Consider the following 14,574-nt stretch of genomic DNA (forward strand, 5'->3'; position numbering starts at 1 on the left):
CGGGACATAGTCATCATGCGTTATCTGGTTACCGGCACGGCAGGCTTCATCGGTTTTTACGTTGCGAAACGGCTGCTGGATGCCGGACACTTCGTCACCGGCTTCGATGGCATGACGAAATATTACGATGTCAGCCTGAAGGAAAAACGCCACGCCATCCTTGCCCGCTCCAACGGCTTCCGGGCCGAGATCGGCATGCTCGAAGATACCGATGCGCTGAAGCGGGCGGCAGAAGCCGCCGAACCAGAAATCATCATCCACCTCGCCGCACAGGCCGGTGTTCGTTACAGCCTTGAAAATCCGCGCGCCTATATCGATTCCAATCTCATCGGCTCGTTCAACATGCTGGAGCTTGCCAGAAGCCTTAAGGTCAAGCACCTGATGCTGGCATCGACCTCCTCCATCTACGGCGCCAATGAAAAAATCCCCTTTGCGGAAAGCGACAAGGCCGACGAGCCGATGACGCTTTACGCCGCCACCAAAAAATCCATGGAATTGATGGCGCACAGCTATGCGCATCTGCACAAGCTGCCCACCACCGCCTTCCGTTTCTTCACGGTCTATGGCCCGTGGGGACGCCCGGATATGGCGCCGATCAAATTTGTGGACGCCGTCTCCAACGGCCAGCCGATCGATATTTACGGGCAAGGCAATATGAGCCGTGATTTCACCTATATCGATGATTTGGTCGAAGGCATCGTCCGGCTGAGCGCCGTGATCCCATCAGAGGAAAACCGCGTGACACAGGAAGGCGTGACCGACACGCTTTCGCACCATGCACCTTTCCGTGTCGTCAATATCGGCGGCGGCCAGCCGGTGGAGCTGATGCACTTTGTCGAAACGATTGAGAAGGCAGTCGGCAAGCCGGCGATCCGCAACATGCTGCCGATGCAGCAGGGCGACGTGCCGCGCACCTTCGCCTCGCCGGATCTTCTGAGGGCATTGACCGGTTATGTGCCGCAGACCCCGGTCGAAGAGGGCATCAAGGCCCTCGTCGCCTGGTATCGCGGGATGAACGGAAACCGCACGGAATAGTCAAAGCGTCGCCAGCAGCCTGTTCGATAGGGCACCGCCGGATGCCGCCTGCATCGACACCTTGGTTTCCACTGCCTCGATGATCGTATCGCTGAAATCGACATTGGTGAGTTCAAGGATATTCGCCAGCCCGCCCGGCGAGAAGACGTTCACCTCCAATATCTTGTCACCGACGATATCGAGGCCGACAAGGAACATGCCATCCTCCACCAGCTTCGGCCGCATCATTTCGGCAAGCTCAACGATTTCATCCGTCACCTTCACCGCTTCGGCCGTGCCGTTCGCGTGAATATTCGAACGAAGGTCGCCCTTGGCCGGCACACGGCGAAGCGCGGCATATTGCCCGTCGCGCATCAAAGGCCTGCCATTCATCATGAAGAACCGCACATCGCCCTCTTTCGCGGCCGGCAGATAGGCCTGCGCGATCAGGTACCCCTCAAGGCTCACCGCCTCGAAAATCTGGTTGAGATTGGTCTCTTTGCTCGACCCGATCTTGAAGACATTCTTGCCACCGGAACCCTGCAGGGGTTTGACGATGACCCCCTTGGGATGGGTATCGGCAAAGGCGCGGATTTCGTCGACATTGCGGGAAATCAGTGTCGTCGGGCGAACGATTTCAGGAAAGCTCTGAAAATAGAGCTTGTTCTGCGCAAGCGCCAGGCCTTCGGGATCATTGAGCACCACGACGCCGCGCTGCTCGGCAAGCCGGCCAAACAGAATGCCCGCATGGACAGCCCATGGCCGCGTCGTCTGGTCGAGCGAAGGGTCGTTTCTCAGCATCAGCGCATCGATTTCCTCCACATCCATGGTCATGCGCTCAAGCGCCTTGTCCTGGAGCGCCGCATGGAAAGCCTCGGGCTTCTTGTATTTTCCCTTGCGGATGACAGTGGCGTGAACCGCCAGGGTGTCATCGGAGCGTAGGGTAAAATCCCCCGGTGTCAGATAGACCACATCATGCCCACGATTGAGGGCCGCCATGGCCAGCAGGCCCGTCGCGAAGGTCGGCCCCTCGGTTTCGATGGAATTGACAAAAAATGCGATACGCATGAAGCCCCTCCTATAATGTCGCCAGTTCGGCGATTGATAATCCCGCCCGGATTTTCTCCAGGCGCTCATTGGCCTTGGCGGGCAATAAAAATGCAGGCCTGACCCCAGGCGGCCGTAACAGGCCGCGCAAGGCCAGCTCCTGCATGACCGGAAAATGTTTGGCGGCGATCTTTCCCATCCAGAAGGGATCGAGCGCGCCACCCCTGCGCAGATGGTCCAGCACCTCGGCCAGCCCGCGCAGATAAATCGCATCCTTGGAAAGACCGCCGCCACGATAGATGCGCAGCACCATGTTAAAGGCGCCCGCCTCATCAAACCCATGATCGCGGGTCATGATGCGGAAGGTCTCCACGAACGTCGCGCCGTCAAGCATGGCGGCGCAGCCCACGACACGACCGGCGATCAGCCGCAGGCGCTCCCGCGTCATGCCGCCGGCCAGATGCTCCGCCAGCACCGCCAGCCCCTCCTGCACGCCCTCATAACCGGAAAGGCCGGTGCGGAAGAGCCTGAGGCCCTGGGACGAGCCATTGAAATAGGTGAGAAGATGCACGCCGATTTCATGTGACAACAGCGCCTCGACACGTCGCTCTTCCATAACCGTGTGGCGGGAAATCAGCAGCTTCTCGCCCGTCACCATCAGGCCAGGCGGAAGGTCGTCGCGGATTTCGACACGGGCCTTGAACTCCGGTTCCTCTCCCAGATAGGTCTCGACCATCTCCCGAGATTTCTTGGCGACCGCGTAACAATCCACCATGGCGATTTCGCTGGTTTCTTTCGCACGCGGGCAATCCTCGAGCACACGAAGTGCAAGGGTCAGAAGAGCGGGTTCGACAGCGCCATAGAGGGCGCGTGAAAAATCGGTAAAAGTGCGACGGTGCAGGCTTGCAAGCATCGTCAGTTGCAGGTCGATCTCCTGCTGTTTCTCCCGATAGAGATGATAGAGAACCGGGTCTTCCAGATGCTCGAAAACAATGGAATAGAGCTTGCGTTTCTGCTCTTCGACATCGACGCCCAGCGGCCGGTAAAGCAGGCGCGGCGCAAACTGGAAGCTGCCATCGCGAAACTCCTCGAAGGCTCGGCGGGCATTGATCGGCGTGACGGACAGAAGAAAATCGAAGGATGACACGATCTCGTCAACCGAGCGGTCAGCGCGCCGGACGGCGTCGACAAAGGCCTTGCGGCCGAGCGCCCGATGGCTGGTGACCGTCAGCGCATCCGTACCGGACGAAAATGACGAGAATGCCTGTAAACCCGCGTCGAAAAGATCGGCGATCATCGTCTCACGCAGGCCGGGATAGTCAGCACCGGATTCCGGCTGGCGATAGATCGGCGCAAAGCGCACGCTGATGCACGGAAAATCCAGTCCGGCATTCTGAAACCGGAGGACCGGATCGGCTTCCGGCTCCGGCCGGGTGATACGCGGCGTGCGAAAACGCACTTCGGCATCACACACCGCCTTGATGAAAACCCGGCGGGCTTTCTGCGTCTCAGGTTCGGCCGTTGCCGAAACGGAAACCTCGTAATGTGGCAGGAAGGGAGAATCATCAGCCAGCAGGATATCGTGTTCGAGTTCACCGATGTCGAGCACGATGAAAGCACCGAAGCGCTGCCGCATGGCAGCGCCGACGGCCTCGATCAGGGGTGCCGCCTCCTGAATATTCGAAGCGATGAGATAGGAGGCATGGGCGGCGGCGATATCGCGCGCGGCGAGATTTTTCGTACCCCCGGTCAGGTGCAGGCAGAGGAACGGCAACGGCCGGTCGATGTGGAGCCTGCCGTCCTTGCCGACATCACGGCGGATCGCCTTGCCAGCCTCAAGACAGGAGACGACGTCATCCACCAGATCGGCGATGGGGGAAAGTTCTCGGCGAGCGGAGGAACCGGCCATCACCGCGACCTCAGACAGTCTTCGAGAACCGGCTGAAGGGCAGCGATCGTCTCTCTGATGTCCGATACCACACGTCTGTCCGGCTCTCCGGTCCATTCATCCATGAAAAATTTCTTGAATTCGATCGCGATGGCGCAGCCATTTTCGGCAAAGCGCTCATGGATGAAGCGGGTCTGTTCCCCCTTGCCCTGAAAGGCCACGTTCTCGCGCACATCGAGGCGGCGGCCGCCAATGGTCGCGGATGCGAAATGCTGTCCCACCGCACTGACGACATCGTTCCAGCGGCTGCGATCCATGGAAAACGTGCCGATATTGATATCCGGTGCTTCCGCCTGGGCAGTCGGCGGCTCGCCGGCACCCTGGCGGCGGTGATTGTAGCTGTGCACATCCAGTACCACGAAAGGCCCATGCCGCCGCTCGACGGACGAGAGAACGCTCTCAAGCATCGCGTAATAATCCGCATGGAAATCGAGTGAATGGCGAACAGCGTCTTGCGATGGCTCCTCGCTCCACACCTCAAGCCCCCAGGATTGCTCCGGCTTCAGATAGATCGCCTGATCGGCCGCACGATTGAGATCAATTTCGAAACGCGAATGATGAACAACGAGGCGGTTTGTCAGTCCCGCAATCATCTCGCCGGTGAAAGGGTCTTCCTCGCGCAATCTTTGTTCCGGGGAAAGCGCCATCAGGCTGGCTATATCCGAACGGATGAAATGACCATCATGAATGGCCGTACCGATGACTGGCGACCGACCAAAGTCGATCGTCCAGAAACCTTTGTTTTCGGTATCGCCGCGATATTTGTCGTCGTTTCTGGCTGCCATGCTGCCTCCCTGCATGGGGTGTAAAACAATGGAAGACGCCGGTTTGTTCCGGTTAAAATTGCGCACTATTCATTTGCGCGGGGCGATAAAGCCCTTCGAAAAACTGGGGAACCATACCGGAAAGCCCACGTTGTTCTGGCAGGAGGGCCGCCGTGTCAAACGGACACGATGGTGCTGAAGAACACCGGGATTTTTCCGTTTTCTCCCGGTGGCCAACGAAATGGCAGCCGAGCTTCTTACCCATCCGGCGTCCCTCCGTCCGATTTCCACCCTGAAGGAGCCGCGACATGGAAAAGACCGAAACGCGCAAACTTGCGGAAGAATATCTGCGGCTTGGCGGCACACGTCAGGTGATGATCGACGATAACAAGACATTCGTGCGCCAATGGGAGAACGAACCTGCCGACGCCGAACAGTTTTGGCAGGCGCATATCGAAAAACTCGATGCCGAGCGCCGCAAGGACGTGGAATTTTTCCTGCCATCCATCAATTCCGACAAAGAAGACTGAATTTAGAAGGAGACAGACATGACTGCCATCAATGCTGCAAAGATTCTCATTCTCGCGACAGACGGCTACGAGCGCTCTGAGTTGCGCGTGCCCTATGAACAGCTGAAGGCCAGGGGTGCCGACGTGAAGATCGCCTCCATCAAGGAGGGCGAAATCAAGAGCTGGGATGAAAAGAACTGGGGCGACAGCATCGCCGTCGACCTTTCCGCCAAGACAGTGAAAGTGAATGATTTCGACGCGCTGGTTCTTCCCGGCGGCCAGATCAACCCCGATATTCTCCGCCACGATGAGGATGCAATGCGGGTCGTTCGAGATTTCGTCAAGTCCGGCAAGGTCGTTGCCGCCATCTGCCACGCGCCGTGGCTTCTCATTGAAGCCGATGCGCTCCGTGGCCGCGACGCCACCTCTTATTGGTCGATCAAAACAGACCTCAAAAATGCGGGCGCCAACTGGAAGGACGAAAAAGTGGTGACCGACAAGGGGATCATCACCTCTCGCAGCCCTGACGATCTCGATGCATTCGTCGCAAAGATCGTGGAAGAGGTCGAAGAAGGCCGCCACGAACGACGCGCCGCTTAAGATACCAGCACATTGTCGTGCCGCCGGCTTCCGGCGGCACTTTTTTTGGGAGAACGATATGAAAAGCAGATTACTGGCAGGCGGCGCGGAGCGCACCTTCATCCTTATCGTGGATCCCGAGGAGGAGGCCTTTGACGCTATCCGCCGTTTTGCCAGGGCAGAAAATATAAACGCTGCTTCGGTCACGGCGATCGGCGCCTTTGCGACCGCGACGCTCGCATTTTTCGATCTTAAGACGCAGGACTATCAGGAAATACCGGTCGCCGAGCAGAGTGAGGTCCTGAGCCTGCTGGGTGATATCACGCTGGACGAGAACGGCGTGCCTAATCCGCATCTGCATGTGGTTCTCGGTTTTGCCGATGGGTCCACCAGAGGCGGACATTTTCTGAAGGGCGTGGTGCGTCCTACGCTGGAAGTGGTCATTCGCGAAACGCCCGCAGAACTCCGGCGCAGCTATAACAGGGAATTCGGCATTGCTCTGATCGACCCTGCAAAATAAACCGGACGGAACCGGAAAAACGCCATCGCGTTATCTCCTCGCATGAGGGGTCGGGATGGCGGCAGTAGTCAATAGAAAACACGCAGACGATGACGAGGTCAGACAGTTTCTGACCGGTCTGGCGCGCGGCACCGCGGGCGCATTGCTGTTTGCGCTGCCCATGCTGATGACCATGGAAATGTGGTTCCTCGGATTATACGTCAATCCATGGCGGCTTCTGTTGCTCTGCATCCTCAATCTGCCGCTGCTCTTTCTGCTCGCACGCCGCATCGGTTTCGAAAAGACGGATTCCTGGCGCCAGGCCTGGCGCGACACGCTAACCGCCTATGGGCTCGGCATCATGGTGAGTGCAGCCGTGCTTTTGTTGTTCGGCATTCTGAACGACCAGCTGACCGCCTCGAATATCGTCGCCAAGGTCGCGTTGCAGTCGGTGCCGGCCAGCATTGGTGCGCTGCTCGGCCGCAGCCAATTGGGTCAGCGCTCGGACGCGGAAGACGAGGAGGAGGGCGAATATTCTGGCGAGACGGGTTATCTTCACGAGCTGTTCATGATGATGGTCGGCGCGCTCTTCCTCAGCCTCAATGTCGCTCCGACGGAAGAAATGATCCTGATCGCCTACAAAGTGACGCCCTATCACATCCTGGCATTATGCCTGCTCTCCATCGCCATCATGCATGGCTTTGTCTACGCTCTTCACTTCAGGGGCTCGCATCGCCTGCATGAAGGGCAGCAATGGTGGCAAGCTTTCATTCGCTTCACCCTGCCCGGCTATGTCGTTGCCATCGCCATCAGCATCTACACGCTCTGGACATTTGAGCGCCTCGACCACACCTCGCTATCCCAGATCATGAATGCCGCCGTTATTCTCGGCGTTCCAGCCTCTATCGGCGCGGCATCGGCCCGGCTGATCCTGTGAGGAGAAGATGACGATATCGAAAGATGGAAAACAGACGGAAAGCGCCGATCCGCATTGGATCGAATGGGTGACGGGAACCATCTCCACCTTGCTCGTCGCCGCCATGTTCGGCTGGATCGCCTATGACATCTATCGCTATTCACCCGAAGAGGCCCGCTTCGAGATTGCCGTCACCGGCGTGGAGGGGCAGACCGGGCAATATCGAGTGAAATTCGCCATTCATAATCTTTCCATGACCACCGCGGCGCAGGTGCATGTGCGTGGCGATCTGGAGCAAAACGGCGCCTCACCTGAAAACGCCGACGTCACCTTCGATTATGTCGCGTCGGAATCGAAGGACAACGGCACGCTTTTCTTCCGCAGCGACCCCCGCAACGGAACACTCACCCTCACTGTCGCCGGCTATACCGAGCCTTGACCCATCCAGGACACCCCCCATGCCGACATCGGAACTGACGAAAGAACGCGATCTCAGGGATTCAAAGCCGATATGGGCCGATACCCCACGCATCGGCATCCGCAGCACGCACACACCCGCTGCCAACCATTACGACACGATCGTCGTCGGGGCCGGCATCAGCGGCGCGCTGGTATCCCATGCGCTGCACAGGCCCGGACAGACGATGCTCATCATCGACCGGCGCGAACCTGTCATGGGCAGCAGCGTGGCCAGCACGGCGATGATACAGCACGAGATCGACACGCCGCTGACGGAACTCAGAAAGATGATCGGCAAGGATGCCGCCGACAGGGCATGGCAGCGTTCCGCCCGCGCCGTCCTGCGTCTGGAGGAAATCGTTTCTTCGCTCGGAATTTCCTGCAGCATGAAACGCAAACAGGCGCTTTATCTCGCCGGCGATGAAATGGGCTCGCGCGCACTGAAAGCCGAAGCGGCTGCACGTGAAGAGGCCGGCATCGAAGCCCGCTTCCTCTCCACCGGAGAACTACGGGAGCAGTATGGGCTGGACCGGACCGCCGCCATCCTCAGCGACATCTCGGCCTCGGCCAATCCAGCACAGCTGACGGCCGGCCTGCTGCGCCATACGGCGGCCGCAGGCGCGGAAATCGTCTCGAAGCTCGAGATTACCGACCTCAGAAACCGCGGCGACGAGGTTGTTCTCGCCACTGCCGACGGCAAAATCCTTTCCGCCCGCAGCGTCGTCTTCTGCACCGGTTATGAATTCCTGAAAATGCTGGAAAGCCCGAAACATCAGATCATTTCCACCTGGGCGCTGGCGAGCAAAAAAGGGCTCGATCTACCCGACTGGCTGGAGAGCCATATCGTCTGGGAGGCGTCCGATCCCTATCTCTACCTGCGCACCGACCGCGACGGGCGGGTAATCGCTGGTGGAGAGGATGAGGAAAACCCCACCGCCTACCAGTCGGAGCGCAAACTGGCCGCCAAGGCGGAGGCGATCCGCCGCAAGGTCGAAAAGCTTATCGGCATCGATATGGGTGCACCGGACTATCGCTGGGCGGCGGCCTTCGGCACAACTACCACCGGTCTGCCGCTGATCGGCGCCGTGCCGGGCATGAAAAACGTTTATGCTGTGATGGGCTTCGGCGGCAACGGCATCACCTTCAGCCAGATCGCTGCCGAAATCGTGGCAGCCGCCGTCAGTGGCGGCAAGGATCCCGACGCCGATCTCTTCCGCTTCGGCTGATGCCCGTCAATCCTCCTTGATGCCGGCCGCCACCTGCAGGTGGCGGATCGCCCACAACACAACGATACCGGCGCCAGCGGCAACAAGGGCGAGCGGCCACATGCCGAGACCGGCAGAAAGGCCGATCGCCGCAGATAGCCACATGCTGGCGCCCGTCGTCAGGCCTTTGACGTCACCCCGGGTATAAACGACCACGCCCGCCGCGAGAAAGGCGATGCCCGCCGTCACGGCCTCTACCAGCCGAATGGGATCAAGCCGCGCCGCCTCATGGCCTTCCGCCATCGTTTCCATCATGTGGATAGTGATGATGCAGAAGGTAACGGCGGCGAGGCCGATCAGCATGTTGGTACGCAGGCCGGCGGTATTCTTGTGGAATTCCCGCTCCAGACCGATCAGGCCGCACAGGATGACCGCGCCGAACACACGCACCACCAGCACCTCGAAGGGGATGGAAATATTCATGGAAAATTCTTCTGCCAGACTTTGGGGCATGCTCGTCTCTCCTGCCGAAATGTCTCACACTAAGTGTGCAGAGAGACGTTGGTTCCGCGCGACAATATAAAGGTTGCACGCAACGGAGCCGGAACCATTGCGGCGGCGAAAGGTTTGTTTCCCGTGCGCATGGACGCACATCACACAGTTTCACTATCATGGGAGATGAAACGATGGCCGAGAAGAAACTCGACGACCTGTTTTATGACACGCTGAAGGATATCTATTTCGCCGAAAGGCAGATCTTGAAAGCCCTGCCAAAAATGGCGCGGGCAGCGACCGATCCGAAGCTGAAACAGGCTTTTGAAAAGCACAAGGAAGAAACCCAGGGCCACGTCGAACGCCTGCAGGAAGTGTTCGAGATCATTGGCAAACGGGCACAGGGCAAGACCTGCGAGGCCATTCAGGGCATCATCGCCGAAGGTGAAGAGATCATCGAGGATTTCAAGGGCACGCCTGCCCTCGATGCTGGTCTGGTGTCCTCCGCACAGGCGGTCGAGCATTATGAGATCGCCCGCTATGGCACGCTGAAAGCATGGGCGGAAAAGCTGGGCCACACCAAGGCGGTCTCGCTGCTGGACGCTACGCTCAAGGAAGAATCAAAAACCGACGAGGCGCTGACAGCACTCGCCAAGACCTCCGTTAATGCCGCCGCTGAGAAAAAGGCAGCGTAAGGTGCACAGCCAAACAAAAAACCGGAATGGTCACCCATTCCGGTTTTTTTGTGCCTGAAAGGTGAGGACCTCAGGGCAGCGTATACGCGATGACGTAATCACCGGGCTTGGTTCCGACCGAACCGTGGCCGCCCGCGACCATCACCACATATTGCTTTCCGTTTTCGAGCGAGTAGGTCATGGGCGTTGCCTGACCGCCGGCTGGCAAACGCGCTTCCCAGAGTTCTTTGCCCGTGGTGAGATCATAGGCGCGCAGATAGTTGTCGACGGCCGCACCGAGGAAGGCGACGCCGCCCTTGGTGATCATCGGTCCGCCAATGCCCGGTACGCCCACCTTGAATGGCAGCGGCAGCGGCGTCATGTCATAGACCGTGCCGTTCTTGTGCTTGTAGGCGACATCACCGATCCGCAGATCGGCACCCGCGACATAACCCCATGGCGGGGCCTGGCAGGGGATTTTCAGCGGACCGAGGAACGGTCCCATGAAGACGCCATAGGGCGCACCGTCATTGCGGTTGAGGCCTTGTTCGCTGCCCTTTTCATCCTGTCCCTTCGGCGGAATGTCGGCGCGCGGCACGAGCTGCGAGGTGAAGGCGAGATAGGTTGGCATGCCGAACATCACCTGACGCTCGGGATCCACCGCCACGCTGCCCCAGTTGAACGTGCCGAAATTGCCGGGATAGATGATCGAGCCGTTGAGCGAAGGCGGTGTATAGCGGCCCTTGTAATTCAGCTGATGGAAGCGGATGCGGCAGGCGAGTTGGTCGAACATGGAGACGCCCCACATGTTCTTTTCCTGCAGCGGTTCCGGCTTGAACGACAGCGCCGAGGTTGGCTGCGTCGGGGATGTGAAGTCTTCAGGGATGGCTCCGGTCGGCGCCGGTTCCTCGGTAATCGGCAGAAGCGGCTCACCGGTGCGCCTGTCGAGCACGTAGATGTCGCCCTGCTTGGTGGGACCCACGAGGGCCGGAACCGTCTGGCCATCCTTGGTGATGTCGAGCAGCACCGGCTGGGCCGGCACATCCATGTCCCAGAGATCGTGATGTACCGTCTGGCGCACCCAGCGGTCCTTGCCCGTATTGATATCGAGCGCGACAATCGAGGAGGAATATTTCTCGACATTCTCGCTGCGGCCCATGCCAAGCTGGTCCGGCACCTGGTTGCCAAGCGGCACGTAGACGAGGCCGAGGCCTTCGTCATAACTCAGCACCGACCAGCTGTTGGGTGAGTTGGTCGTATAGGTCTCACCCGCCGCGATAGGCTCGGTCTTCTGCGGGTTGCCGGAATCCCAGTTCCAGATGAGAGCACCGCTATTCACATCGAAAGCGCGGATGACGCCGGACTGCTCCTGCGTCGAATAATTGTCGTTCACCGCGCCGCCGATGATGATTTTGCCAGCCGCGATGACCGGCGGCGAGGTCGAATAATAATAACCGGCGGGATTGTACTTCATGCCCTGTTCAAGATGCAGCACACCCTGATCGGCAAAGGAGGTGCAGACCTGGCCGGTGGCCGCATCGAGCGCGATCAGCCGCGCGTCCGAGGTCGGCAGGTACACGCGCTGGGCGCAGGCCGTGCCGGCAGCGGCGTTCGGTTCGGCATAATAGGAAACGCCACGGCACGTCTGGTGCTGGCGATCAGGATTGAGACCGACATTGGGATCGTATTTCCATTTTTCCTTGCCGGTGGCGGCATCGATGGCGATCGCCCAATTATGCGGCGTGCAGATATAAAGCGTATTGCCGATCTTCAGCGGCGTGACCTGATAGGTGGTCTCGCCCACATCATCAGGCAACTTCACGTCCCCCGTCTGATAACGCCAGGCTTCCTTCAACTGGGAGACATTGTCGACGTTGACCTGCGTCAGCGGCGAATAACGCTGGCCATAGGGTGTGCGGCCATATTGATGCCAGTCACCGTCAGGCACTTCGCCGCCATAGACAGGTGCCGCAGATGCGATCTCCTGCGGTAACGAACCCGCCTGATCATGCGGGTCCTGCGCCATGGAATAGCCGGCAACTGCAAAGGAGGCGAGAACGGAAAGCACCAGCGGCCAAGCGTTAGGGCCGTAACTCAGACCGGTCGGGCTTGAAAAGCCAAGCGGTTTCCTGACCCACGGCACCAGCAGCCAAAGGCCAATGAGAATAATGACGCCGCCGCGCGGTCCAAGCTGCCACCAGTCAAAGCCGACTTCCCAGACTGCCCAGGCAAGCGTCGCGACAATGAAAACGGCATAAACGTGAAGGGCGGCGCGATTGCGCTTGAACAGCAGAACGGCCGTCAACAGAAAGGCCAGTCCGGAAAGAAGATAATAAAAGCTCCCGCCCAACATGACGAGTTGAGAGCCGAAGCCGAACAGCGCAAGGCCGATCAGCGTAAGAATGACCGCAGTGACGGTGACTGCCATGAATGAAACCCCCGATTCCTGTCACTTTGTGTGAAATGGAATCGGGCGCAATCTGGTTCCATACAAATTATCATCATGGGGATTTCACCCCGTGATCACGGATTACGCGGTGCCCCGGTCGAATCCTGCGGCGTCGGATTAGTCTCGGTCGATGCCGGCGGTGCCGCGCGGCCATTGGCCGGATTGTTGTCGAAGGTGCCCGAGCCTGACGGCTGCTGCGGCACCGGCGCGGTCTCGGTCTGCGGGTTCTGCGGCAGGTTCTCGTCCGGTTCGAAAACCGAATATTCAACGACAGCCCACACAACCAGCGCAAGCAACACGCTGACAATCAAGATGACGAGAACGGGACGCCCGCGGGATCCCTGTCGCGCACGCGTTGCCGTCTCGCTTTTTGGCGCATCCCGACTGTCGAGATAGCCGGTGTTTTCCCTGGCCATGTCTTTCACTCCCTGTAACCGTTTGGGACCTAATCCTCCGGGATAGGGTTTTGTTCCAGACGGCAGAAGAACGACCTTAACCGCACTCGACCGGCAGACGGGATCGGTTTGAACCGTCACAGTCCGCCACCTCCACCGCGCTGAAGCTTTGCCCGAGGCCGAGCCAGGATACCGGCTGCCGGGCTTCGTCCTCATCCGTTTCCCACGAACAGTCTGCGGGACTGCCGGAACCCGCCAACGGCAAGGGCGGCGTCACACTTCGAAAGTCCGAGCCGAAACGGGCAAAGGAAAGGTATTTTTTTACCCCGCGGCGCCATCCGCGCCACAGGATCAACAGGTCCAGAAAAGCAGGAATTCTCAACATCATGATCATCAGGCAATATTTCTATGAAAAATAACCCGCAGATTTTGACATGTTGGACGCGCATTTGCACCCCTGTTGCAACGCAAACGGGACGAATGGTTAAATTGTGCCAGCGAACCGTCATAAAGTGCCAGCTAAAATTCGACTGATCGGTATCAGCGCCCCAGCTGCACGATCCAGCGCATCCACTCCGCACTGTCCGGCTTCAGAATCTCCGAGGTGACATCACGGTTTTCCGACGCGAAGTGGCGGATCTGGCGCGGGGAGAGGCCGAAGGTCTTTTTAAAGACGCGGCTGAAATTTTCCGGATTGGTGAAACCGTAAGCCGCCGCCACATCGGCAATCGTCATGTGTGATGATTGCGGTGCCCGCAGAAAATCCATGGCGCGTTCGAGACGGCGATGGGTGATACAGGCCGAAAAGCCGCCAAGCGGCTCGAACAGCCGATAGACCGTGCGGCGCGACACACCGAATTCGCCCATCACCTTTTCCACCGACAGGGCAGGATCGAGCAGGTGATTGTCGATATAACGCCGGATAGAGGCCCGCAGCGCCCGCTGCACGCCCTGCGCATTGTCTTCCCGGACGTGGTTGTTGATGGCAGCGGTCGCGAGCTCCAGAAGCGGCGAGACCGTGGCCGCGCCGTCATTGGCATTCATGACATCAAAATGGCGATAGATGCTCGTCATCGTTTCCCGCAGGAGCGATACCAGCGGCAGACCGGCCGGCAGCACACGTTCGTGATGATTGCCGGAGCCGATAAGCCTGCCTTCCAGCAACCGGCGCGGCACTACCAGGCTCAGATGATCGTGATCGGTCGTCGCGGTGGCGAGCGGTTGCGCCATGTCGATGATATAGAGGTCTCCCGGGCCGGCCGTTTCACCCGTGCCTCGCCGCGACATGCTCTTGCCGCTGGCATAAAATTGCAGGAGAAAACCATCCATGCCGTCACGGGCAAGCTTGTTGCGCGACCGGTCGAAATCCTGCGCGGAGGATTGCGTGCGGCCAAGTGCGACATTGCCGATGAAAGCGGCATCGACACTGGCGAAGAAACCATCATCTTGCGAGCTACGCAGCCGGGCATCGAACAGCACGTTGATCGAATCCCGCCACAACCCCATCGCATCGCGCTTCGGCACATGGCGCGTATCGAAACGCGATCGCGCCAGCGGCGCTTCAAAAGACCCTGTGTTCATCATGCCGCTTTTCCGTGAACACGGCGCTCACCTCGCCGTCCAC

General features: G+C 59.1%; 16 protein-coding genes. 8 read left to right on the top strand and 8 right to left on the bottom strand.

What is annotated here, in order from left to right; genetic code table 11:
• Positions 1 to 15: 15 nt before the first annotated feature.
• Positions 16 to 1,035 carry an NAD-dependent epimerase gene (locus GSF67_RS17945; RefSeq protein ID WP_006313910.1) on the top strand — a complete coding sequence of 340 codons (1,020 nt, stop codon included), beginning with the start codon at positions 16 to 18 and terminating at the stop codon, positions 1,033 to 1,035.
• On the opposite strand, the gene GSF67_RS17950 is transcribed toward GSF67_RS17945, so the two are convergent.
• Genes GSF67_RS17950 through GSF67_RS17960 form a run of 3 tightly spaced genes read right to left on the bottom strand, consistent with a single transcriptional unit; the run spans position 1,036 to position 4,794 of the window.
• Positions 1,036 to 2,082, bottom strand: a complete 1,047-nt coding sequence (locus tag GSF67_RS17950) for a glutathione synthase (RefSeq protein ID WP_006313909.1) — start codon at positions 2,080 to 2,082, stop codon at positions 1,036 to 1,038. It lies immediately after the preceding gene.
• 10 nt (positions 2,083 to 2,092) lie between these two features.
• The gene (locus tag GSF67_RS17955; RefSeq protein ID WP_006313908.1) at positions 2,093 to 3,970 is read right to left on the bottom strand and encodes a flavohemoglobin expression-modulating QEGLA motif protein; all 1,878 of its coding nucleotides are present in this window, start codon (positions 3,968 to 3,970) and stop codon (positions 2,093 to 2,095) included.
• Positions 3,970 to 4,794: an N-formylglutamate amidohydrolase gene (locus GSF67_RS17960; RefSeq protein ID WP_006313907.1), complete on the bottom strand. Its 825-nt coding sequence runs from the start codon at positions 4,792 to 4,794 to the stop codon at positions 3,970 to 3,972. Before GSF67_RS17960 ends, GSF67_RS17955 begins: the two co-directional genes overlap by 1 nt.
• Positions 4,795 to 5,081: 287 nt before the next feature.
• Between GSF67_RS17960 and GSF67_RS17965 the strand changes: the two genes are divergently transcribed.
• Genes GSF67_RS17965 through GSF67_RS17990 form a run of 6 tightly spaced genes read left to right on the top strand, consistent with a single transcriptional unit; the run spans position 5,082 to position 8,961 of the window.
• Positions 5,082 to 5,303, top strand: a complete 222-nt coding sequence (locus tag GSF67_RS17965) for a hypothetical protein (protein ID WP_006313906.1) — start codon at positions 5,082 to 5,084, stop codon at positions 5,301 to 5,303.
• Between the two features lie 18 nt (positions 5,304 to 5,321).
• Positions 5,322 to 5,882, top strand: a complete 561-nt coding sequence (locus tag GSF67_RS17970; RefSeq protein ID WP_006313905.1) for a type 1 glutamine amidotransferase domain-containing protein — start codon at positions 5,322 to 5,324, stop codon at positions 5,880 to 5,882.
• Between the two features lie 58 nt (positions 5,883 to 5,940).
• Positions 5,941 to 6,381 (top strand): PPC domain-containing DNA-binding protein, encoded by a 441-nt coding sequence (locus GSF67_RS17975; RefSeq protein ID WP_006313904.1) that lies wholly within the window; start codon positions 5,941 to 5,943, stop codon positions 6,379 to 6,381.
• A 55-nt stretch (positions 6,382 to 6,436) separates the two neighbouring features.
• Positions 6,437 to 7,297, top strand: a complete 861-nt coding sequence (locus GSF67_RS17980; RefSeq protein WP_006313903.1) for a TIGR02587 family membrane protein — start codon at positions 6,437 to 6,439, stop codon at positions 7,295 to 7,297.
• Positions 7,298 to 7,304: 7 nt separating this feature from the next.
• Entirely contained in the window at positions 7,305 to 7,715 is a 411-nt protein-coding gene (locus GSF67_RS17985; protein ID WP_006313902.1) for a TIGR02588 family protein, read from the top strand.
• A gap of 19 nt (positions 7,716 to 7,734) precedes the next feature.
• Positions 7,735 to 8,961: an FAD-binding oxidoreductase gene (locus GSF67_RS17990; protein ID WP_006313901.1), complete on the top strand. Its 1,227-nt coding sequence runs from the start codon at positions 7,735 to 7,737 to the stop codon at positions 8,959 to 8,961.
• A 6-nt stretch (positions 8,962 to 8,967) separates the two neighbouring features.
• Here GSF67_RS17990 and GSF67_RS17995 read toward each other — a convergent pair whose 3' ends face one another.
• Positions 8,968 to 9,453 carry an MgtC/SapB family protein gene (locus GSF67_RS17995; RefSeq protein WP_006313900.1) on the bottom strand — a complete coding sequence of 162 codons (486 nt, stop codon included), beginning with the start codon at positions 9,451 to 9,453 and terminating at the stop codon, positions 8,968 to 8,970.
• 173 nt (positions 9,454 to 9,626) lie between these two features.
• Here GSF67_RS17995 and GSF67_RS18000 point away from each other — a divergent pair, with 173 nt between their 5' ends.
• The gene (locus GSF67_RS18000) at positions 9,627 to 10,127 is read left to right on the top strand and encodes a ferritin-like domain-containing protein (protein ID WP_006313899.1); all 501 of its coding nucleotides are present in this window, start codon (positions 9,627 to 9,629) and stop codon (positions 10,125 to 10,127) included.
• 70 nt (positions 10,128 to 10,197) lie between these two features.
• On the opposite strand, the gene GSF67_RS18005 is transcribed toward GSF67_RS18000, so the two are convergent.
• From GSF67_RS18005 to GSF67_RS18020, 4 genes are all read right to left on the bottom strand, one after another.
• A complete protein-coding gene (locus GSF67_RS18005) occupies positions 10,198 to 12,534 on the bottom strand; it encodes a glucose/quinate/shikimate family membrane-bound PQQ-dependent dehydrogenase (RefSeq protein ID WP_006313897.1) in 2,337 nt (778 codons plus the stop codon).
• Positions 12,535 to 12,629: 95 nt separating this feature from the next.
• Positions 12,630 to 12,971 (bottom strand): hypothetical protein, encoded by a 342-nt coding sequence (locus tag GSF67_RS18010; RefSeq protein ID WP_006313895.1) that lies wholly within the window; start codon positions 12,969 to 12,971, stop codon positions 12,630 to 12,632.
• A 76-nt stretch (positions 12,972 to 13,047) separates the two neighbouring features.
• Entirely contained in the window at positions 13,048 to 13,344 is a 297-nt protein-coding gene (locus tag GSF67_RS18015) for a hypothetical protein (protein WP_006313893.1), read from the bottom strand.
• Positions 13,345 to 13,490: 146 nt separating this feature from the next.
• The gene (locus GSF67_RS18020) at positions 13,491 to 14,534 is read right to left on the bottom strand and encodes a helix-turn-helix domain-containing protein (protein ID WP_006313891.1); all 1,044 of its coding nucleotides are present in this window, start codon (positions 14,532 to 14,534) and stop codon (positions 13,491 to 13,493) included.
• Between the last annotated feature and the right edge of the window lie 40 nt (positions 14,535 to 14,574).

Source organism: Agrobacterium sp. CGMCC 11546 (assembly GCF_013365515.1).
GTDB classification, from domain to species: domain Bacteria; phylum Pseudomonadota; class Alphaproteobacteria; order Rhizobiales; family Rhizobiaceae; genus Agrobacterium; species Agrobacterium fabrum.

Coding starts and splice junctions, on each gene's coding strand:
- GSF67_RS17975 (WP_006313904.1), top strand. CDS start 5,941: ATGAAAAGCAGATTACTGGCAGGCGGCGCGGAGCGCACCTTCATCCTT.
- GSF67_RS18000 (WP_006313899.1), top strand. CDS start 9,627: ATGGCCGAGAAGAAACTCGACGACCTGTTTTATGACACGCTGAAGGAT.
- GSF67_RS18015 (WP_006313893.1), bottom strand. CDS start 13,344: ATGATCATGATGTTGAGAATTCCTGCTTTTCTGGACCTGTTGATCCTG.
- GSF67_RS17955 (WP_006313908.1), bottom strand. CDS start 3,970: ATGGCCGGTTCCTCCGCTCGCCGAGAACTTTCCCCCATCGCCGATCTG.
- GSF67_RS17950 (WP_006313909.1), bottom strand. CDS start 2,082: ATGCGTATCGCATTTTTTGTCAATTCCATCGAAACCGAGGGGCCGACC.
- GSF67_RS17980 (WP_006313903.1), top strand. CDS start 6,437: ATGGCGGCAGTAGTCAATAGAAAACACGCAGACGATGACGAGGTCAGA.
- GSF67_RS17985 (WP_006313902.1), top strand. CDS start 7,305: ATGACGATATCGAAAGATGGAAAACAGACGGAAAGCGCCGATCCGCAT.
- GSF67_RS18005 (WP_006313897.1), bottom strand. CDS start 12,534: ATGGCAGTCACCGTCACTGCGGTCATTCTTACGCTGATCGGCCTTGCG.
- GSF67_RS17995 (WP_006313900.1), bottom strand. CDS start 9,453: ATGCCCCAAAGTCTGGCAGAAGAATTTTCCATGAATATTTCCATCCCC.
- GSF67_RS17965 (WP_006313906.1), top strand. CDS start 5,082: ATGGAAAAGACCGAAACGCGCAAACTTGCGGAAGAATATCTGCGGCTT.
- GSF67_RS17990 (WP_006313901.1), top strand. CDS start 7,735: ATGCCGACATCGGAACTGACGAAAGAACGCGATCTCAGGGATTCAAAG.
- GSF67_RS18020 (WP_006313891.1), bottom strand. CDS start 14,534: ATGATGAACACAGGGTCTTTTGAAGCGCCGCTGGCGCGATCGCGTTTC.
- GSF67_RS17960 (WP_006313907.1), bottom strand. CDS start 4,794: ATGGCAGCCAGAAACGACGACAAATATCGCGGCGATACCGAAAACAAA.
- GSF67_RS17945 (WP_006313910.1), top strand. CDS start 16: ATGCGTTATCTGGTTACCGGCACGGCAGGCTTCATCGGTTTTTACGTT.
- GSF67_RS17970 (WP_006313905.1), top strand. CDS start 5,322: ATGACTGCCATCAATGCTGCAAAGATTCTCATTCTCGCGACAGACGGC.
- GSF67_RS18010 (WP_006313895.1), bottom strand. CDS start 12,971: ATGGCCAGGGAAAACACCGGCTATCTCGACAGTCGGGATGCGCCAAAA.